A 22,650-nucleotide genomic window follows, 5' to 3' on the forward strand; every position below is an offset into this window, starting at 1 on the left:
CGCCATCAAGCGGTCACGCGTCGATGAACTCCTTCAGGCCGAGGGGCTGCGGTGGCGGACCCAGGAGACGTGGTTCGGCTCCCGGGTCGATCCCGAGTTCGCCAAAAAAAAGCGGCGATCGAAACCCTTTACACCCAGCCGCCCGACGGCACGATCGTAGTCTGCCTGGACGAGATGGGGCCGGAATCGGCCAAGAGCTTCCCCGGCAAAGAAGTCATCGACCCGGCCCCCGCCCCGGACCGCCCGGCGGCCCGGGCAACGCAGGACGCCGACTACGGACGGCGTGGCAAGGGCATGCCTTTCAGGGTGGTCTTGGCAATCTGAGGTAATGTCCTGCCTTCGCTGTTTGCCAGGGAGTCCGGGCGATGTTGTTTGATGCGACGTTTGAAAATTATCTGTCCCGCCGTCCGGCGGCTGTCATGGTCCGGGCCGCCTTCGAGCATGCCTTTGCTCCCGATGACCTGAACGATCTGTTTGAACGCACCTGCCAAACCCAATACACCCGCCAGATCACCTTTGGCACGGTGGTGTCCGTCTTGGAGGCCGTTGCTTTCCGGCGGCACCCTTCGGTCCGTTCTTCCTTTTTTGCACCACCCCGATCCCGTCCCCGCCGCGTTGTCCAGCTTGTATGAGAAACTCAATCATGCCGACCCGGCGGTGGCCGAGGCGCTGGTCCGGGACACCGCCGGACGTCTGCGGGCCGTGGCGGAGTTCCTGCCGGCCTGTCCCGACGTGATTAACGGGTTGCGACTGAAGCAACTCGACGGCAACTATCTGGCCGACACGGACCGCCGCCTTCAAGAACTGCGGGGGCGGGGGACGGCGGCCCTGCCCGGTCTGGCCTTGGTGGTGCGGGACGACCGCACGGGCCTGCTGACGGATCTCGTCGCCTGCGAGGACGCCTACGCCCGGGAGCGCTCGCTGATCGAACGCGCGCTGACACGGGTCGGCTCCGGGGAATTGTGGGTGGCCGACCGGAATTTCGCGGTGGACGCCCTGTTCGCCGGGATCGCGGCGGCCGGATCGTTTTTCGTGGTGCGTTATCACGCGGGCACGATCCTGCATGAATTGACGCCCGGTAGCGGGGGCCGTTCGGCAGCTCCCGCCGACCGTTATCACGCGGGCACGATCCTGCATGAATTGACGCCCCGGCGGCCGGCCGGGGTGACGGACACGGGACTGGTGTTTGAACAACAGGTTCGTGTCGGAAAAACGACCTGTCGAAGCGTTGTGCTGCAACTGTTCCGGCCGACGGAGGACGGGGACACGGACATCCGTCTGCTGACGAACCTGTCAGAGGCGCGGGCGGACGCCGCCCGGGTGGCGGAAACTTACCGTCGGCGATGGCGGATCGAGGGGGCTTTTCTGGAACTGACGACGAGCCTGCGGTGCGAGGTGAACACGCTGGGATACCCCAAGGCGGTGCTGTTGGGCTTCTCGCTGGCCGTGGCCGCCTGCAACGTGCTTCGGGTGGTGAGCGCGGCCTTGGAGGCGGCCGAACAGAAGGGGCCAAACCGGACGGCCAGCCGTGGGAGGCGTCGAGACTCATTCCGGCTGTTGTTTTCCGCGTAGGATTTCTGGGGCCAAACCGGACGGCCAGCCGTGGGAGGCGTCGAGCCATGCGGTGGCCGTGGAGTTGCGGACCACGCATGACGGACTGGAACTGAACGTGGCTCCGGAAATCTGGACGGAGTTCGCCCGTCGGTCTCCGGGGCGAATGGCGGCGTGGTTGTTGCGAGTGGCGGCGAAAGCCGACCGGAGACGCTATCGCAAAATGAAACGGGGACCGAAGAAGCCGGTGGTGAAGATCAAAGCCAGCCGGGAAGACGTCCATCGCTCCACCTTCCGGCTCCTGCAACAACGTGCCAATTCCCCCGCCCCGCCACGATCACCCTGAAAGGCATGCCCGAAAGGGCTATGTCTTCGGGGCCTTCCGGCCCGCCACCGGGAGGCGTTCACTCAGTCGTACTCACGTCGCACCGGCGAGAACTGGATCGGTTTTCTGGAGCGGGTCGAGCGATGGCTGCCGACCGGCGTTAATCGCGTTTATGCCATCCTCGACAACCTGGCCGCCCACGGATCCCGCGACGTGCTGTTGTTCAACGTGGCGTACCCGCGATGGGAGTTTGTCTTCCAGCCGGTCGCGGCGGCCTACTTGAACCTGATCGAGCCGTGGTGGAAGGTCCTGCGGTCCCTGGCGCTCAAGGGCCGACGGTTCGGGACATAGGAGGAGATCGTTGAGGCGGTGAACCGGGCGACGGCTTACTGGAACGCGCACCGACATCCGTCTCACTGGGGTCGGCGGCGACGCCACCGGCCCCGTCGGACGACCGGCGTCGCCACCCCGCCATCTGTGCGTTAACTTGGCGGATGCACCACTAAAGGCGAGGCCAAATTAGCTTCAATTCGGCCACGACGGTGATGTCATGGAACGTCAGCCCACTCGATGACCACGCCGTCCAATTGCTGGCTTCAATTCGGCCACGACGGTGATGTCATGGAATGCAGTGACTCGAAGAAATCCAATGCCGCCGCCGGCGGGCTTCAATTCGGCCACGACGGTGATGTCATGGAATGGCGCCTCCCTGATGGTGGGGGGCAGACGGTGGATCAGGCTTCAATTCGGCCACGACGGTGATGTCATGGAATGCACAGTCACTTACGACCAGTAGACTTCGCGGCACATGTGCTTCAATTCGGCCACGACGGTGATGTCATGGAATGGGCGTCAGCTTCCCGCCAGACAACGCAAGTCGGCAAGCTTCAATTCGGCCACGACGGTGATGTCATGGAATGGTTGTCGTCGGCGTCGAGCGGCCGGGCCGACAGCCGGATGCTTCAATTCGGCCACGACGGTGATGTCATGGAATGATCACACCAGTTGGAGTTCACGACATGGCGAAGAAGCTTCAATTCGGCCACGACGGTGATGTCATGGAATGGAGGGGACGACAGACCAAGTTCACGGCCGAAAAGTGCGCTTCAATTCGGCCACGACGGTGATGTCATGGAATGCTGTCAAACTCCGCTGGTGTGATGGTGGACGGTTCAGCTTCAATTCGGCCACGACGGTGATGTCATGGAATGTTTGAACTGTGCGGACAATTTCGGCCGCGTAGCTCGCTTCAATTCGGCCACGACGGTGATGTCATGGAATGGTTGCGGCCCCCGTTGTGAATGGTGCCCGAAGATCCCGCTTCAATTCGGCCACGACGGTGATGTCATGGAATGGCCGGTCTCTCCCGGCTGCCGCACCACTTGACAAGGTGGCTTCAATTCGGCCACGACGGTGATGTCATGGAATGGAGGCGAACCGGCCCGCAAGCCGGTCACCGATCAGGTTGGCTTCAATTCGGCCACGACGGTGATGTCATGGAATGGTGTCGGGCCGGACGACGGGAACTCATAACTGTTGCTCAGCTTCAATTCGGCCACGACGGTGATGTCATGGAATGGACTTCTTTGGTCCTTTCGTGCGGGGGGCCATGCAGGGCTTCAATTCGGCCACGACGGTGATGTCATGGAATGGACGAGAAGACGGTCACAATCCCCGTGTCGCTTCTCGGCGCTTCAATTCGGCCACGACGGTGATGTCATGGAATGGCACAGCAGCCCGATTCGCCGCAGCCGGACGAATCGCTGCTTCAATTCGGCCACGACGGTGATGTCATGGAATGGGAAACAGTGCCGGGCCGATCACGACCGACTTGGTTGCTTCAATTCGGCCACGACGGTGATGTCATGGAATGGCGATCACCCGTGCGGGCATCGTCAAGATTCTCAAGAAGCTTCAATTCGGCCACGACGGTGATGTCATGGAATGGCCGACGACCCGCTCTTGGACCTGTCCGCCGAGATCCCGGCTTCAATTCGGCCACGACGGTGATGTCATGGAATGGACCCGCCCCGGCTCAGTCCACGATGCGGATGTCTCCCGCGCTTCAATTCGGCCACGACGGTGATGTCATGGAATGGCACCCGCTCCACCGCCGTGTCGACGTTCACAATGCTGCTTCAATTCGGCCACGACGGTGATGTCATGGAATGGCAGGATCGGCGGGTGTGGGACGTGGCCGAGCGGATGGCCGCTTCAATTCGGCCACGACGGTGATGTCATGGAATGGCTTGCGAGCCGCCGAGGTTGTCTCAATAAACTTGCGCAGCTTCAATTCGGCCACGACGGTGATGTCATGGAATGGATGGCACCGTCTGCCAACGGCTCTTGCGTCACGCAAAGCTTCAATTCGGCCACGACGGTGATGTCATGGAATGGATCGACGCCTACTTCGCCCGCAAGGCGAAGGGCGAAGAGCTTCAATTCGGCCACGACGGTGATGTCATGGAATGGGTCGACCATCTTGTGAGGACCGGAAAACTCAGGGTCACGCTTCAATTCGGCCACGACGGTGATGTCATGGAATGGAACATACGCCGGGCGAACGCTCACCGGCACGTCCGGGCTTCAATTCGGCCACGACGGTGATGTCATGGAATGGTTTTCCAATGTGATCGTCAGGTGGAGTTTCGGAGCGCTTCAATTCGGCCACGACGGTGATGTCATGGAATGGGAATAGTCGCACATCACCGACATGCTGCGAACCATCGCTTCAATTCGGCCACGACGGTGATGTCATGGAATGGCGCTCCTGCCGAAAGGTGCGATTCCCCGAATACCGGCTTCAATTCGGCCACGACGGTGATGTCATGGAATGGTTACCTTGGGCTTGACCCCGAGATGATTGCAGGCCGGCTTCAATTCGGCCACGACGGTGATGTCATGGAATGGCGCCTTGCGGTGCGAAGGCGTCTTCAATGTCCCCAAGCTTCAATTCGGCCACGACGGTGATGTCATGGAATGGCGGAATCCAAGGGTTGCTCTTGGATCATCTTTTCCAGCTTCAATTCGGCCACGACGGTGATGTCATGGAATGGAGCCGAGAAGGTTGCCGTGGAGTTCTCGCGGCTCAAAGCTTCAATTCGGCCACGACGGTGATGTCATGGAATGGACCAATTGCCCCGACTTCCAGTGACGGAATTCAAGGGGGGCTTCAATTCGGCCACGACGGTGATGTCATGGAATGGCATCCTCGGACTGGCTCCGTTCGAGGATGCCACACGCGCTTCAATTCGGCCACGACGGTGATGTCATGGAATGGGTGGAAGTGACGCCCCGCGTGTGATCGTGCGGGCGGCGCTTCAATTCGGCCACGACGGTGATGTCATGGAATGGCGGCCACGCCCTTGGTTGACTTCCGGGCCTTGCAACTGCTTCAATTCGGCCACGACGGTGATGTCATGGAATGGGGGCGTTTACTACATTCCTTATTTGAAGTCGTTACCTCCGCTTCAATTCGGCCACGACGGTGATGTCATGGAATGGCTAGACGGCACGCCCTCAAGCATTGCCGGTGATCTGGCTTCAATTCGGCCACGACGGTGATGTCATGGAATGGTTCTGACAGCCCCAATTTTCAGAATCTCCCCATCCGGCTTCAATTCGGCCACGACGGTGATGTCATGGAATGGCCTTAGCGAACGGGTACTGCAACGTGCCGCATCGTGAGCTTCAATTCGGCCACGACGGTGATGTCATGGAATGGTCGACGACATGCCCACGGGTGAATACTACTTCGACGAGCTTCAATTCGGCCACGACGGTGATGTCATGGAATGGTCGATCAGGAAGAACTTGACGGAACGGGTGGATCGAGCTTCAATTCGGCCACGACGGTGATGTCATGGAATGGTTGTCAGCCCTAGATCATCGGAAGAAAGCCCTCGAGCTTCAATTCGGCCACGACGGTGATGTCATGGAATGGGGGGGGATCAGGATTACCGTCCTCGTCAGAGTCTCCGCTTCAATTCGGCCACGACGGTGATGTCATGGAATGGCGGGATTGCCTCGTGTGAAAAAGCAACTTAAACGAATGGCTTCAATTCGGCCACGACGGTGATGTCATGGAATGGAACCTTTCCACGTTCTTCTGGCACCGATACGGGAGGCTTCAATTCGGCCACGACGGTGATGTCATGGAATGGGAGTAACTAACTTCTGCCTTTGTGAATCACAAACGGCTTCAATTCGGCCACGACGGTGATGTCATGGAATGGTTCAAGTTGTTCGTCGGCGATGGCACGACTAACCACGCTTCAATTCGGCCACGACGGTGATGTCATGGAATGGGTTGAAGCCGCTTTCCCCTACCGTCTCTGGTCGGCCGCTTCAATTCGGCCACGACGGTGATGTCATGGAATGGCGCGTGCGGTCGGGGATGGAGCGGGAAAGCTCGCGGAAGCTTCAATTCGGCCACGACGGTGATGTCATGGAATGGGATCAAGATGGCTCGGGTTGATTTTCTCCCTTGCCAGCTTCAATTCGGCCACGACGGTGATGTCATGGAATGGTCAATCAGATGACGAATGGCAGGAATTGACCCCGGAAGCTTCAATTCGGCCACGACGGTGATGTCATGGAATGGCTCCGTCGCCGGTTCTTCCGCTCTCTCTTGACCTGGGGCTTCAATTCGGCCACGACGGTGATGTCATGGAATGGCCAAATGATCGCACATTCGGCGATGGCGGTTTTGCCCGCTTCAATTCGGCCACGACGGTGATGTCATGGAATGGACTTCCCCCGGCCGCTGACATGCATCGTGTTCGGCAGCTTCAATTCGGCCACGACGGTGATGTCATGGAATGGGACCCCGATGCCGCCACCCCGAATGATCCAGTCCAGGCTTCAATTCGGCCACGACGGTGATGTCATGGAATGGCGCGACGGACGGTAGCCAGGTGGCCAAGGGCTTTTTGTCTTCAATTCGGCCACGACGGTGATGTCATGGAATGGACGGACATGACGGTCATCCTGCCCGCCCTTTTTCGGTCTTCAATTCGGCCACGACGGTGATGTCATGGAATGGTTGACGAAGGTATGAAGTATCAACCAATCAGCACGCTTCAATTCGGCCACGACGGTGATGTCATGGAATGGGTCGGACAGGTCCTCGAACGCCTGAACCAGATCGTCCCAGCTTCAATTCGGCCACGACGGTGATGTCATGGAATGGTGACGTCCCCCAACCCGGCCTGCGCGTACTGCATCGAGCTTCAATTCGGCCACGACGGTGATGTCATGGAATGGCCGTTTTCGTGAATCCCATTTCATTACTTCTGGCAAGCTTCAATTCGGCCACGACGGTGATGTCATGGAATGGGTTTTGCCTGAATCAGCGTTCGTCATCGGGGAAGTAGGCTTCAATTCGGCCACGACGGTGATGTCATGGAATGGCGATGAACGCCCGCAATTGGGCTGACGGGCGGGAAGTGCTTCAATTCGGCCACGACGGTGATGTCATGGAATGGCGTCAAGGGGATTGACGACTTCGGTAAATGGAGCGGGCTTCAATTCGGCCACGACGGTGATGTCATGGAATGGGTCGGGCAAGTCGCGGGGTGATGTGCGTTGTAGTCGGCTTCAATTCGGCCACGACGGTGATGTCATGGAATGGGCTCGTTCGCTACTGCACACGACGCGAAGAGGGGGAGCTTCAATTCGGCCACGACGGTGATGTCATGGAATGGCAAACGGGGATCGACACAGGTGTGGATCAGTTCTCGGGCTTCAATTCGGCCACGACGGTGATGTCATGGAATGGGATCGACAGTTGGAACATCCCCGAAACCATTTTTGAGGCTTCAATTCGGCCACGACGGTGATGTCATGGAATGGAGCGTGTCTCGTAAAATGCCCGACTCCCGTTTTCGTGCTTCAATTCGGCCACGACGGTGATGTCATGGAATGGAGGGTAAACGTCGAAAAGACGAGACACCCGAGAAGCGCTTCAATTCGGCCACGACGGTGATGTCATGGAATGGGCCCCATTTTCCGTTCTTCGCAATTCAACACGTCCCGCTTCAATTCGGCCACGACGGTGATGTCATGGAATGGCAACTGATCCGCACGGCGATGGAAACCCTGCAAACGGCTTCAATTCGGCCACGACGGTGATGTCATGGAATGGACGTCGGCCTTGGTCAGCGGTTGGTTCGGCGTGGCCGCTTCAATTCGGCCACGACGGTGATGTCATGGAATGGTCTTCCACTTGGAGCGTCATCGACGCATCCATCACGCTTCAATTCGGCCACGACGGTGATGTCATGGAATGGGCGGCATCAGTGAGCGAAGCCGAATGGGCGATCACGCTTCAATTCGGCCACGACGGTGATGTCATGGAATGGCCTTCGCCGTGTGCTTTTCATCGGTGAACTCGTAGTAGCTTCAATTCGGCCACGACGGTGATGTCATGGAATGGGATTTTAACCCCGTGGAGATTCGCTCATGTCGAAGTGCTTCAATTCGGCCACGACGGTGATGTCATGGAATGGGACGCGAGCCAGAAAACCGGCGGTTCCGGCCGTCGGAGCTTCAATTCGGCTACGACGGTGATGTCATGGAATGGCGTGATGGAGCAATGGGGCATCAAGGCGGCGGCGAGGCTTCAATTCGGCCACGACGGTGATGTCATGGAATGGATCATCCGGGGAGCGGTCCGGGGGATCGTCAGCCTGCGCTTCAATTCGGCCACGACGGTGATGTCATGGAATGGGGCGAAAACAGCCTTCGTTCCACATCCAAGCCCTGAAAGCTTCAATTCGGCCACGACGGTGATGTCATGGAATGGCGGGTAACGCCGGTTGCCACTACCAAGAACATGCGGGGCTTCAATTCGGCCACGACGGTGATGTCATGGAATGGGTACAACCATTTGGTAGAGTTGGGACGGCGGGCGTTGCTTCAATTCGGCCACGACGGTGATGTCATGGAATGGCGGAAGTAGCCAACGATAGCGTTTTGCGTCGTTTGGCTTCAATTCGGCCACGACGGTGATGTCATGGAATGGTTTGACCGACATTGTCGCAATGTGTGAGATAGTACGGCTTCAATTCGGCCACGACGGTGATGTCATGGAATGGGAGATTATCCGTGAAGGCAATATACCCGTATGCCTTGCTTCAATTCGGCCACGACGGTGATGTCATGGAATGGCCCAAAGCGGCGCAGGCCAATAGCCGATGCTCGCCGCTTCAATTCGGCCACGACGGTGATGTCATGGAATGGCGGCGTACCATTTAAGACGCCGACGTATGAGGATAGGCTTCAATTCGGCCACGACGGTGATGTCATGGAATGGATGCGTCGGTCGTTGCGCTTGCTGTTGAGATGCACAGCTTCAATTCGGCCACGACGGTGATGTCATGGAATGGGCGTTACGATACCCTGCATCGTCGCGCCGTTTTGAAAGCTTCAATTCGGCCACGACGGTGATGTCATGGAATGGCGAAGATGCCCAGATGGGTTTCGGTCGTCGGGAGTTGCTTCAATTCGGCCACGACGGTGATGTCATGGAATGGCGTGACTTCTTGCCAGTGTCGCCCCGCTCGACGGGAGCTTCAATTCGGCCACGACGGTGATGTCATGGAATGGCGTACCGGCCCGAACCGACCGGCCGACCGGCTCCCGCTTCAATTCGGCCACGACGGTGATGTCATGGAATGGCAGGGCGGTTGTCGAGGCTCATGCCAGATCGACGCCGGGCTTCAATTCGGCCACGACGGTGATGTCATGGAATGGATGGTTTCCCGCCTTGTAAACGATTCTGGCCCCCGGGCTTCAATTCGGCCACGACGGTGATGTCATGGAATGGACCACCGGCACTGAACCTCGGTGGCACCTATTATCCGCTTCAATTCGGCCACGACGGTGATGTCATGGAATGGGTAAGACAGGACTGGCAGAAGAAGAAAGATAACCACGCTTCAATTCGGCCACGACGGTGATGTCATGGAATGGCCCGCCGCGAGATTGCCGACGGCATTGGGATGCCGTGGCTTCAATTCGGCCACGACGGTGATGTCATGGAATGGGAGGGCGGCAGGGCAACGGCGTCTTCGGGGTGAAAGCTTCAATTCGGCCACGACGGTGATGTCATGGAATGGGGAACGCCCCGGAATGGCTCGGCTCTGCCGACGCCAGGCTTCAATTCGGCCACGACGGTGATGTCATGGAATGGTCGATGTATCCCATTGGATCGAGGCACCAATTGACGCTTCAATTCGGCCACGACGGTGATGTCATGGAATGGTCTTTGCAATAATCCCTACTGTTGTCGATTCGATCGCTTCAATTCGGCCACGACGGTGATGTCATGGAATGGAGCCGGACGTTTAACGGTCTGTGGTCAACAATGGTTGAGCTTCAATTCGGCCACGACGGTGATGTCATGGAATGGCTCCTGCAAACCGGGTGAATTCGGGGAACCCCTAACGTGCTTCAATTCGGCCACGACGGTGATGTCATGGAATGGCGGAGAACAGCGTGGGTGTTTTTGCCCGCGCCCGCAGCTTCAATTCGGCCACGACGGTGATGTCATGGAATGGCCGATCTTTCGGGGCATCGGCAAGCCGCCAGCGTAAAGCTTCAATTCGGCCACGACGGTGATGTCATGGAATGGGGGGAAAGCCGGACGACGACGGCCGAGGGCCGAAGACCGCTTCAATTCGGCCACGACGGTGATGTCATGGAATGGGGCCAAGGAGGGGATTTTCGTCTGCGACGAAAAGGGAAGCTTCAATTCGGCCACGACGGTGATGTCATGGAATGGTTGGTATCCCCGCCCTTGGCCTTGGCGTCGTCGTCGAGCTTCAATTCGGCCACGACGGTGATGTCATGGAATGGTAATCAATCTGGCAGCGGATCAGCCGCGAACGGAAGCTTCAATTCGGCCACGACGGTGATGTCATGGAATGGTCATTATCCTCGAGAACATCGTCATTCGGAGCTAGCGCTTCAATTCGGCCACGACGGTGATGTCATGGAATGGACCACCCGCTCTTGCACCTGCCCGCCAAGATCACGGCTTCAATTCGGCCACGACGGTGATGTCATGGAATGGTATTCCGGCCGGAGACCGTCCCGGCCGGAATCACTCATGCTTCAATTCGGCCACGACGGTGATGTCATGGAATGGATTGCGCGAATCGTAACCACTCTGGAGCGTATGCAAGCTTCAATTCGGCCACGACGGTGATGTCATGGAATGGCCAACGGCCGCACGGTATCGATGAAGAAATTCAACGGGCTTCAATTCGGCCACGACGGTGATGTCATGGAATGGCTGACCCCGATGGGTGTGATTCATCGCCGGATGCTGAGCTTCAATTCGGCCACGACGGTGATGTCATGGAATGGGCGAAGAAAGCCAAGATCATCGGCGGGAAGATCGTCGCGCTTCAATTCGGCCACGACGGTGATGTCATGGAATGGTTGATCGGACATAGCCTCTCCTCGATTTGCCGTGCGTCGCTTCAATTCGGCCACGACGGTGATGTCATGGAATGGGGCACCGAAACGCTCCCGTGTTCTTGCCCGAGGGAGGCTTCAATTCGGCCACGACGGTGATGTCATGGAATGGCGATGAAGACTGAACAACTGATCCGGACGGCGATGGGCTTCAATTCGGCCACGACGGTGATGTCATGGAATGGACATCTGATTCATGACGTGGCCAAAATCCAGATGAAGCTTCAATTCGGCCACGACGGTGATGTCATGGAATGGGATTATGGCTACGTGGTCGTGCCCTCCCACTCCCCGGCTTCAATTCGGCCACGACGGTGATGTCATGGAATGGAACTAATCACAGGTGGCCGCGCGGCCACCTGATACGCTTCAATTCGGCCACGACGGTGATGTCATGGAATGGCGGTTACTTCCGCACTTTGTTCCGCATTTTGCGGAAGGCTTCAATTCGGCCACGACGGTGATGTCATGGAATGGGATACGTTCGATGTCGAGGCTGAATAGTTCCTCGAATTGCTTCAATTCGGCCACGACGGTGATGTCATGGAATGGCGCGGCCCCGAGATCCGCGTCCCTCTCGTCGCCCGTGCTTCAATTCGGCCACGACGGTGATGTCATGGAATGGCCTGTTTTCAGATCGATCAATTGCGTGGCGCACCCAGCTTCAATTCGGCCACGACGGTGATGTCATGGAATGGCGCCGCCTGAATCTCGTGGCCTTCCACCCACCGGCCGGCTTCAATTCGGCCACGACGGTGATGTCATGGAATGGGAAGCGAGTCAGGCACCGGCTGTTTGGTGAACTCCAGGCTTCAATTCGGCCACGACGGTGATGTCATGGAATGGGGACGAGGTGGCCAAACATGCCGACTGGCCGGTGATGGCTTCAATTCGGCCACGACGGTGATGTCATGGAATGGGATTGTCACCAAGAAAGGCTATGAGGCGCTTCTGGAGCTTCAATTCGGCCACGACGGTGATGTCATGGAATGGTTGGAATTGTGCAAGCTCATACTCAATTCCCTCAGTGGCTTCAATTCGGCCACGACGGTGATGTCATGGAATGGAGCGTCCCCACCTACTACCCTACTCACCGGCAAGGAGCTTCAATTCGGCCACGACGGTGATGTCATGGAATGGCACAACCGCCCGGCCGTGAGCCGGGCTTTCGTCCAAGCTTCAATTCGGCCACGACGGTGATGTCATGGAATGGGCCATCCGCGAAAAGGCCGCGGCACGGGCCGCCAAGCTTCAATTCGGCCACGACGGTGATGTCATGGAATGGGCAAACTCCTTGTATTCAAGGGGTTTTGTCACTGGCGCTTCAATTCGGCCACGACGGTGATGTCATGGAATGGCTTTGTGGCGACCGAAAAGAAACGAACCGTCCGTATCGCTTCAATTCGGCCACGACGGTGATGTCATGGAATGGCGGCAGTTTTGATCGACGCGTGAATTTGCTCAACAAGCTTCAATTCGGCCACGACGGTGATGTCATGGAATGGTTCGTTGGCCGCAACAATAACCGCATCACCGCCGAGCTTCAATTCGGCCACGACGGTGATGTCATGGAATGGCATGAATTGCACGCCGGTGATTCGCTCGCGTGGATGCTTCAATTCGGCCACGACGGTGATGTCATGGAATGGATGACTTGGAGTAACGCCAACTCGACCGAAGGATATCGCTTCAATTCGGCCACGACGGTGATGTCATGGAATGGGGGCGGGTGTTCATGGCCAATATCGCCGGACGCCAAGCTTCAATTCGGCCACGACGGTGATGTCATGGAATGGGCTCCCAATCCGGTGCGTGATGGCTTGCCGTCGAAGCTTCAATTCGGCCACGACGGTGATGTCATGGAATGGCTCGGCGACCGGATCGTCGAGATCATCGACGGGGTGACGAGCTTCAATTCGGCCACGACGGTGATGTCATGGAATGGTGCATGACAGTTCTCTTTGTGGACCGGATCGATCAGCTTCAATTCGGCCACGACGGTGATGTCATGGAATGGCGCCGATCGCCAACGCCCGCCGAAGGGCACGCACCAGCTTCAATTCGGCCACGACGGTGATGTCATGGAATGGCCGGCGGCCGTGCCGGATCTTGGCACGCGGGTCCATGCTTCAATTCGGCCACGACGGTGATGTCATGGAATGGCGCCGACCTCCGTGGCGCCCAAATCCCCGTCGTCCCGCTTCAATTCGGCCACGACGGTGATGTCATGGAATGGCCGATTGCGGATTTGGGCGTGACGCCCGGATGGCGTAGCTTCAATTCGGCCACGACGGTGATGTCATGGAATGGGCGGCACGAAGACGCCCATTCGGAGGGCATTGAATCCCGCTTCAATTCGGCCACGACGGTGATGTCATGGAATGGTTCCCGTGTGGGGTCGCCATCAAAACGGGCCGGGAAGCTTCAATTCGGCCACGACGGTGATGTCATGGAATGGTTCCGGGAAAGTCCCATAGTCGACGATGGCGCCGCCGCTTCAATTCGGCCACGACGGTGATGTCATGGAATGGAAAGGAACGCGACCCACAATGAGCGTCATGGAAAAGCTTCAATTCGGCCACGACGGTGATGTCATGGAATGGGGGATATGCCGGGCGACATGAGTGTAAATCGACACGGAGCTTCAATTCGGCCACGACGGTGATGTCATGGAATGGTTGCACGATTTGCCGCTCATTATTCGCGTCATCGTCGCTTCAATTCGGCCACGACGGTGATGTCATGGAATGGGACTAAGGATCAGCACGCCCGGAAGTAGGTGTGAGAGGCTTCAATTCGGCCACGACGGTGATGTCATGGAATGGGCGAAAGTGGTCGCGTCAGAAGTCGCCACATTGAGTGCTTCAATTCGGCCACGACGGTGATGTCATGGAATGGAACAATCGACGATGTAATGGCGGCAGCAACGGGAGAAGCTTCAATTCGGCCACGACGGTGATGTCATGGAATGGAAGTTGCCCGAGAGAAGGGGTTGCTCGCGGAAGAGCCTAGCTTCAATTCGGCCACGACGGTGATGTCATGGAATGGTGGGTAATGTCGTCTGCGTCCGTGACGAGTAGGATGGCTTCAATTCGGCCACGACGGTGATGTCATGGAATGGGCGAAGACGGCAAATTTGCTGAACGGCGTTTCGGCGGCGCTTCAATTCGGCCACGACGGTGATGTCATGGAATGGCCCCCAAGCCGGGGAATGAAGTCGGAAATATCCTCGCTTCAATTCGGCCACGACGGTGATGTCATGGAATGGCTTTCAAAGTTGTCTCGCTTGATTGGCGGTCATGAGCTTCAATTCGGCCACGACGGTGATGTCATGGAATGGCTGGCGTGTTGGTGCGTCAACTGGACGCCGGAAACGGCTTCAATTCGGCCACGACGGTGATGTCATGGAATGGTTCGGCCTCCAAGAAACGGAATCCAATGGCACAACGGCTTCAATTCGGCCACGACGGTGATGTCATGGAATGGGCGGGCCTCGGTGGCGAACCGGGGAGGAACGAACTTGCTTCAATTCGGCCACGACGGTGATGTCATGGAATGGCTGGCGGGGATCAACTGCAAAATCGGCTTGCCGAAGCTTCAATTCGGCCACGACGGTGATGTCATGGAATGGCTCGCGGCCGACAACAAATCGGCATCGGCGGCGGTGCTTCAATTCGGCCACGACGGTGATGTCATGGAATGGTGTATTCGCTTTGGCAGCAAAACGGCATGAGTGCTTTCAGGCTTCAATTCGGCCACGACGGTGATGTCATGGAATGGATTGCCAAACCAGACACGTTTCCACCACCCGCCGGGGAGGCTTCAATTCGGCCACGACGGTGATGTCATGGAATGGCCGGCGGCGCGGCCACGGGCGCCGCCCCCGGCCATGCGGCTTCAATTCGGCCACGACGGTGATGTCATGGAATGGTAAGCCGGGATGTGTCGCGTGGAATAGGGGACGAAGCTTCAATTCGGCCACGACGGTGATGTCATGGAATGGTCACACGCGCGAGGGTCGCCGCGTGGGAGAAGGCTGCGCTTCAATTCGGCCACGACGGTGATGTCATGGAATGGCTGGAAGGTAATTCTTTACACCTGTCGTAGTGAAATTGGGCTTCAATTCGGCCACGACGGTGATGTCATGGAATGGCGCCGCTTCTCTACCCAAACCCAATTGTTTTAATCTGCTTCAATTCGGCCACGACGGTGATGTCATGGAATGGGGGTTGTTTGGCCTCGGGAAGATTGGCACATTCCCCGCGCTTCAATTCGGCCACGACGGTGATGTCATGGAATGGGTAATCATTGGCAGAGAGCCAGGTCGGGCGTTGACCCGCTTCAATTCGGCCACGACGGTGATGTCATGGAATGGCCGAGATGGTGTGGCCACGTGTCCGCACACCGGAAAGCTTCAATTCGGCCACGACGGTGATGTCATGGAATGGTTGATCTGTTCTTCTGTGGGTTTGTAATGCCAAAGCGCTTCAATTCGGCCACGACGGTGATGTCATGGAATGGTTCATCCCAGCAATTCGGGATGTTCATACAGTGCTTGCTTCAATTCGGCCACGACGGTGATGTCATGGAATGGGCAGATATTTTGACACACAAAGAACCGGCGTCATACTCGCTTCAATTCGGCCACGACGGTGATGTCATGGAATGGAACGCAAGCAGAATGCCCTACGGGTGGGCATCTGTCGGCTTCAATTCGGCCACGACGGTGATGTCATGGAATGGTATCGGGATCAGTCCCGCGAACGATCACGGGACGAATGCGCTTCAATTCGGCCACGACGGTGATGTCATGGAATGGGGGGCGATACGGGCGGTCCCGAGAATGTTTGAACGGGCTTCAATTCGGCCACGACGGTGATGTCATGGAATGGGTTCTGGCCGGAGATCATTGCCGAGAAACTTGTCGAGCTTCAATTCGGCCACGACGGTGATGTCATGGAATGGTTGCTCGACATCCCATTTGCACTTCGCGTGCATTCGGGCTTCAATTCGGCCACGACGGTGATGTCATGGAATGGTGCAATGGCCCTTACAGCACCGAAGCAGAAGCGCTTGCTTCAATTCGGCCACGACGGTGATGTCATGGAATGGGCTGACCGAATGTCAAACTTGGCTTGCGACGGGACTCGCTTCAATTCGGCCACGACGGTGATGTCATGGAATGGCTCGACGTGGAAAACACATCAGGTGAGTGGAACAAGGGCTTCAATTCGGCCACGACGGTGATGTCATGGAATGGTCTGTGCGGCCCGGTTTGACGCCGAGGGACATCATCGCTTCAATTCGGCCACGACGGTGATGTCATGGAATGGTCTGAACAACGCCCGGGCGTTGTTGCTGCTATCTTGAGCTTCAATTCGGCCACGACGGTGATGTCATGGAATGGTTCCCTTAGCCTTGCCTAACTGCATCACATCGACGCTTCAATTCGGCCACGACGGTGATGTCATGGAATGGCTGACAAACGAATCGGGGACGAACACGTCTTTGAGGCTTCAATTCGGCCACGACGGTGATGTCATGGAATGGGCGAACCAGCGGCATCGGACAGCGGGGGCAATGGCGTGCTTCAATTCGGCCACGACGGTGATGTCATGGAATGGGGTCGACATTCCATGAAGCCAAGAATTTTTGCCAAGCTTCAATTCGGCCACGACGGTGATGTCATGGAATGGCAGTCCCCGAAAGATACTCTGTCACGGTCTGCCGGTAGCTTCAATTCGGCCACGACGGTGATGTCATGGAATGGCCTGCTGCGGGACGCCTCCCGCCTGCTGGTCAACTCGCTTCAATTCGGCCACGACGGTGATGTCATGGAATGGATCAGACCGAGCTAACCGCATTGCGGCACGACCGGGGCTTCAATTCGGCCACGACGGTGATGTCATGGAATGGGCTGTTGTTGAGTTTGAAAAAGAGATTTAGTACCTAAGCTTCAATTCGGCCACGACGGTGATGTCATGGAATGGTTCGCCCTTCGTGAACGACGGGGGCTTCACGACCTGCTTCAATTCGGCCACGACGGTGATGTCATGGAATGGGACAAAAAGGCGAAGCTCGACCTCGCCGTGGTGAAGCTTCAATTCGGCCACGACGGTGATGTCATGGAATGGGCAATGAGCCAGAGACCGCCAGATGATTTGTCAGTGCTTCAATTCGGCCACGACGGTGATGTCATGGAATGGTCAACTACGAAGCGTTTCAGGAGAGCCGCAAGCAACGCTTCAATTCGGCCACGACGGTGATGTCATGGAATGGTCCGGCCGACCCGGCGTTGACGGTGAACGACGACGCGACGCTTCAATTCGGCCACGACGGTGATGTCATGGAATGGGACCCCGAGCCCGGAAGCGAAGCCCCAAGAGCCCGCGCTTCAATTCGGCCACGACGGTGATGTCATGGAATGGCGGGCATGGGTGGCGAAAAAGATCGCTCCAAAAGCGCTTCAATTCGGCCACGACGGTGATGTCATGGAATGGACCAAACTCCTCGCCGGCAAAGAGCCGGACAAGGATGCTTCAATTCGGCCACGACGGTGATGTCATGGAATGGACAAGGACCAGATCCGCAATTCGGTCGGCATCAACGGCTTCAATTCGGCCACGACGGTGATGTCATGGAATGGTCCCCTCGCATCCGAGGTAAAGCACTTCCCCCGGATCGCTTCAATTCGGCCACGACGGTGATGTCATGGAATGGGACAGTCCTCAAGAACCCGTGTCCGCCCCATCGAAGGCTTCAATTCGGCCACGACGGTGATGTCATGGAATGGGGCCCAAAGCGGATTGTTTTCCCGGTCGTTTAGCTGGCTTCAATTCGGCCACGACGGTGATGTCATGGAATGGGAGGACATGGGCATGAATTGCTGGCCCGGCCTTCAGGCTTCAATTCGGCCACGACGGTGATGTCATGGAATGGTTCCAGAAGCTTTTGAAACAGCAAGTCATCCTTGAGCTTCAATTCGGCCACGACGGTGATGTCATGGAATGGCCTTCTTGGCGTAAGTGGTGATCTTGTTGGCACTTTAAGTCGGTGTTGCGAGCGGGATGAGGCGTAGGCATTAATATCTTTCTTTTGGAATGGCCCCCGCGTCGCAAGTCTTTTGTCACAAGAGCTTTTGGATTTGCGAGTGGGGGGTGAGGTCGCGAAATCATTGTTAGTCAAAGATGTCAAAGAACTTCGGAACGGGCGGGCTTCCGAGTCGGGTTTCATGACCGGGCGTCTCGCGGAGCGATTTTGGACGCAATGAGGCTCTGGTCGGGGCTTCTCGGGTATCTTAACGGATTTTCGGGGTCGGGGGATATTCAAAAACAGGGCGGAGGCGGATTATTTTTTCTCGGACGGGATGGCGTCGGTTCCTCATTCATCAGGGGAAATCATACGACGGCTCGGGCGGTGGTGAAGTTCGGGGTCTTGCCCACGAGGATGCGCTGCAGACGGAAGGCGGCGGTCACGCCGAGATCGCGGAGGCGGTTGGATTCCGGTTCCTCCTGTTGCAGGCCGGGGAGCGACAGTAGGGAGGCGATGCCGTCCGGCGGGAGCGGGGATGCCCACAACGGCCAGGTCAGCCAGGTGTTGCTCGCCTTGTTCCCCCGAAAGCCTCTTGTGGACAGGCGATCGCCATTCGGGAAGGATGGGAACAGCGTCCAGCCTTCGATCGCGAGCCGGTTGGCCCCCAACATGCCTCCTTGACGATTTCGGGTCGGGTCGCCGGACGGCATGTACCACTGGTAGGCGTGCCGTCGGTCTTCGGTCGGTTCCCAGTGCAGGGATTGGTTGGCCAGCTTGTCTGCGTAATCCCACGGATTAAAGAGGCTTCGGATCAGGTGCTCTGCCCGTGTGTTCTGCATGACGGCCTTCAGATTTCCGATCAGGTAATCCTTGCGAACTGTTTGCAGTTGGCTCGCCACTTCGGGAAGCATTTCCGAGAGTAATGCGACATACCAATCCGAGCGGATTCTGTCTCCGTTCTTTGTGTCGGCGAATACTTTGCGAAGCGAGGAAACCGATGGCATGTCCTTGACCTCCAACAGATCCACGGCCAACGCACAGGCGTGTTCGTTGACGGTTCTTGGAAGCAACTCCACCAAGGTGTCGATGAACTCCTCTTGTTGCACGCTTCCGTTCAAATGAAGAACAGGAATCTGCGACGCTTTTTCCCATCCCCAAGACATGCTAACCTTGCCACGAAGCCATTCGGGTGAAGTCGATGATTCGGCGGCGTTTTGCAACACGTTCAACGCGCCCAACGCGGCGAGGAAAGCGAGCGGATTGGACCCGTCCAAACCCATCAACGGAAGTGGATGTGTTGCAAGAATCTGACGAGGGGGCGAGATCGCCTGAACGGGGATCGTTGGGATTTTTCGCGGAGCATACTCCGGCTCTTGCTCGATCCGGCTGGCAGCTTGATCGGCCAAGCGGAAAATGGTTTCGAGATAAGCCGAACCCCACCAGCCATGTGACCGGACAATTTTCCAGAAGCGTTCAACGACACTCGCATTGGCCACGCGGGGAGACAACTGCGACGGATCAACGGAATACGTTTCCCCGAGAAGTTCGACCGAGAATGTTGGAAGCGATGTGTTGGTGTCTGTCAGCGGGGGTGCGAACGGGCGGGCATGCCCGTGATGACTGGCGATCAGATGCAGCAGAAGCGGATCGTCGGTCTTCTGGCTCATCGCGGCCAGCGAAAGCATTTCGTGACGGCCTCCTTTTGGAAATTGGTGGACCTTGCGAGCCGATTCCATTTCAGCAGCCGTTACGGGTCCGATAGCCGATTTGGCCCAAAGCGGCGGTCGGACCGTGCGAGGTGAGCGACCTTGTAACATCGCCTGAAATCGCGGATCGGCTTTGCCGACATCGTGCGCCCGTGCTGCCGAGACAAACGTGGAAAGCAAATCCGGCAAAACGCATCCTGATAAGAAATACTCGGCATAATGAACCACATTCGCAGTGTGATCCGTAAGGGTGATTGCTTGCCGGGATGGCACATAAGTTGATTCGTCGTCCGAAAACGTCGGGTCGTACTTTCTTAACCGTTGCCGCCCGACAACAACGAAACCCGACATGCCTTTTGGATACCTCATCGACTTTCGCGCAAAGGGCTTTCTAAGTTCTTTCACGGCCAGCAAAAGCCATTCAGGTGAATCCGTCTGGGCATTCTCCTTGATGGCGTCGATTGCTGTTGTGATTTGATCCTCAGCATCCTCAGCATCCAAATCAATCGTGGAATTTGGAAATCTCCAAATGGCACGATCCCGCGACCGTTGAAACGCCGCCTCGGCATCATCCGAAGGGGGAAGTCGCGGAAAGTCACCCAACAGCCCAATGTCTTCGGATGATTGCGAGATTACATAGGTGCGGTTTGGTTGCACGCCACTCGGCGCGTTAACAATTACTGTGTCATCGTTCGTCGGACCAGCCCAACAAAGGGCTTCCCGAACTCCAGCCGACTCGTATTCCTCTTCTGTCTCTTTAGGCCCGCCTTCCATGTCAGCCGATTCGTCCGGTTTGATTTCGCCCGCAAGCCACTTTTGAAACTGACTGATTCGCACAGGCAAAGCTTCCGACGAGCTTGGCGGGCAAAGGCCCGCCACTTCTGCCCACTTGGACGAGTCGTTGCCCAAGTCGCCGCGAATGATCACTTGCACATCCGGTTCGCCCGTTTGTTGGTCGCCATGAAGGAACAAAGCCACTTCAGGATCGGGCGTTGGTATTGGAGAAGTTTGGACCCAACAATCCAAATGTGCGGGAAGCAGGATGGGGGCGTCATTTGTCGGTGCGTTCAGAGATGATAAGTCAGTGGATTCAGTCTGTGTCCGCATGGCGGCGATGCCGAAGTCGATCATGCCATCGGTTGCTTGTTCATTCAGCCATTTCCATGTGTTGGCCAGACTAATGCCATACACTGGATCATCTTCGGTGTCTTCCGTTTGATCTCCACGAACGACGATCGCGCCTTTGGCAGTGTCGCGGGCCGCGATGCGGTTTAGTCGGCCGAACCGTTGACGCAAGGCGTCCAAACTGGCACATTCGGTCACAAGGGCATGAAGATCCAAATCAGCCCCGCACTCCAAGCATTGGGTCGCCACCACGAAGGTCGGCGTCATCACGCCGCCCTTGCCCGAGAAAAGAGAAGTGAGTTCGTTAAGCACTCGGTCACGATCAAGCGGCCGCATCCGGCCTGTTAGCAGAATCACACGAGGGAGAGTTTCTGGCTTGGTCTTCTTGTCTGCCGGTGTCGTCAAGAATTGCTTTAGCTCACGCGCTGTTGCGACTCGGTTAACAATGATTCCGACTGCTTGAAAACCTTCGGCCATTAGTGTCCGGGCTTGTTCGGCAAGCGTTTTCACCAACTCCGGACGATGCTTCTTGCCTTTGGCCTTTTCGGAAATCACCAATTTGCATGGCTTTGCTGCTTTGATACGTTTGCCCAGCACTGGATGCTGCTTGTCTTCCTCGTTATCACGTTCAATCCTCGGCCGGTCTTGGACGGCCGGATGTCCGCCAACCAGATGTTGTTGACCTTCCTCATTATCGCGTTCGATCTGTTCGGGCTCCGGCTCTTCGTCCGGAGTTGCAGTGATGGTGACGAACGTGAACGGGGCGAGTGATTTATTCCAATTCCGGTATTGGGCTACGCTCGCTGTTGTTTGGGAGAACGGCTTCGCACAATGAGCCTCGTCCAGCAAAATCAGCGAATCATTGCCAACCAGTCCCGCGTGAACCGGCTTCATGGAATCTGAAACCCCGTATCCGCGGAATAACAAACGAGAACCCACTTGATCGACGGTCGAACAGATCACCGTGGGTTGAAGCGGCGAGCGAACCCAGACATCTTCTCGGTACATGCCCCCGCGAAGTGTGTACACATCCAAGGGGCGATCATCTCCGCCCAAGTGCCGGAGAGCAGCGGATACTTCTTGGAGAATGGGCCATTCTGCGAACAAGCTTTGATCCAATAGCTTCTTGCTCAATTCTTTCGCGGCTTCGAATGCCTGGTCCACAACGACCCGACGGTCCACCACGAAGAAGATTCGACGGGCCGCCGTGCGATTTTCATGTTTTGCCTGACACGCAAGGGCAAACACTGCGATGTCAATACACGCCGTTTTTCCGGCGGCAGTCGGCAACGCAATCACAGAAGGCCAGTCCCCGGCACAAGCCCGGATTGCCATGCGAGACTGCCAGGGAAACGGTTCATATCCGTGGATGGCCTGGAAGAATTCGTTGAAACGGTCAGGAGTGAGGGAGGGCATGATCGAGTCTCG

6 protein-coding genes and 1 CRISPR repeat array are annotated in these 22,650 nt (G+C 57.1%); of the genes, 5 read left to right on the top strand and 1 reads right to left on the bottom strand.

From position 1 onward, the window contains the following. Positions 1–69: 69 nt before the first annotated feature. From BGIM_RS64665 to BGIM_RS67015, 5 genes are all read left to right on the top strand, one after another. Positions 70–324 (top strand): hypothetical protein, encoded by a 255-nt coding sequence (locus BGIM_RS64665; protein WP_029629848.1) that lies wholly within the window; start codon positions 70–72, stop codon positions 322–324. Positions 325–365: 41 nt separating this feature from the next. Continuing rightward, entirely contained in the window at positions 366–632 is a 267-nt protein-coding gene (locus BGIM_RS62620; RefSeq protein WP_029629849.1) for a hypothetical protein, read from the top strand. After that, entirely contained in the window at positions 625–1,572 is a 948-nt protein-coding gene (locus BGIM_RS0108560; protein ID WP_029629850.1) for a transposase, read from the top strand. Before BGIM_RS62620 ends, BGIM_RS0108560 begins: the two co-directional genes overlap by 8 nt. Positions 1,573–1,624: 52 nt before the next feature. After that, positions 1,625–1,897 (top strand): hypothetical protein, encoded by a 273-nt coding sequence (locus tag BGIM_RS0108565; RefSeq protein WP_020469378.1) that lies wholly within the window; start codon positions 1,625–1,627, stop codon positions 1,895–1,897. A gap of 96 nt (positions 1,898–1,993) precedes the next feature. Continuing rightward, a complete protein-coding gene (locus BGIM_RS67015) occupies positions 1,994–2,227 on the top strand; it encodes a hypothetical protein (protein WP_238537589.1) in 234 nt (77 codons plus the stop codon). A 171-nt stretch (positions 2,228–2,398) separates the two neighbouring features. Continuing rightward, a CRISPR array of direct repeats spans positions 2,399–18,370; the repeat unit is 37 nt; unit sequence GCTTCAATTCGGCCACGACGGTGATGTCATGGAATGG. A gap of 386 nt (positions 18,371–18,756) precedes the next feature. Here the strand turns inward: BGIM_RS67015 and cas3g are convergent. Next, entirely contained in the window at positions 18,757–22,638 is a 3,882-nt protein-coding gene (gene cas3g / locus BGIM_RS0108575) for a type I-G CRISPR-associated helicase/endonuclease Cas3g (RefSeq protein WP_020469380.1), read from the bottom strand. Positions 22,639–22,650 lie beyond the last annotated feature (12 nt).

Source organism: Zavarzinella formosa DSM 19928, assembly GCF_000255705.1.
Taxonomy (GTDB): Bacteria; Planctomycetota; Planctomycetia; order Gemmatales; family Gemmataceae; genus Zavarzinella; species Zavarzinella formosa.

Excerpts from the sequence above, each read along its gene's own strand:
- BGIM_RS62620 (WP_029629849.1), top strand. The coding sequence starts at position 366 with ATGTTGTTTGATGCGACGTTTGAAAATTATCTGTCCCGCCGTCCGGCG.
- cas3g (WP_020469380.1), bottom strand. The coding sequence starts at position 22,638 with ATGCCCTCCCTCACTCCTGACCGTTTCAACGAATTCTTCCAGGCCATC.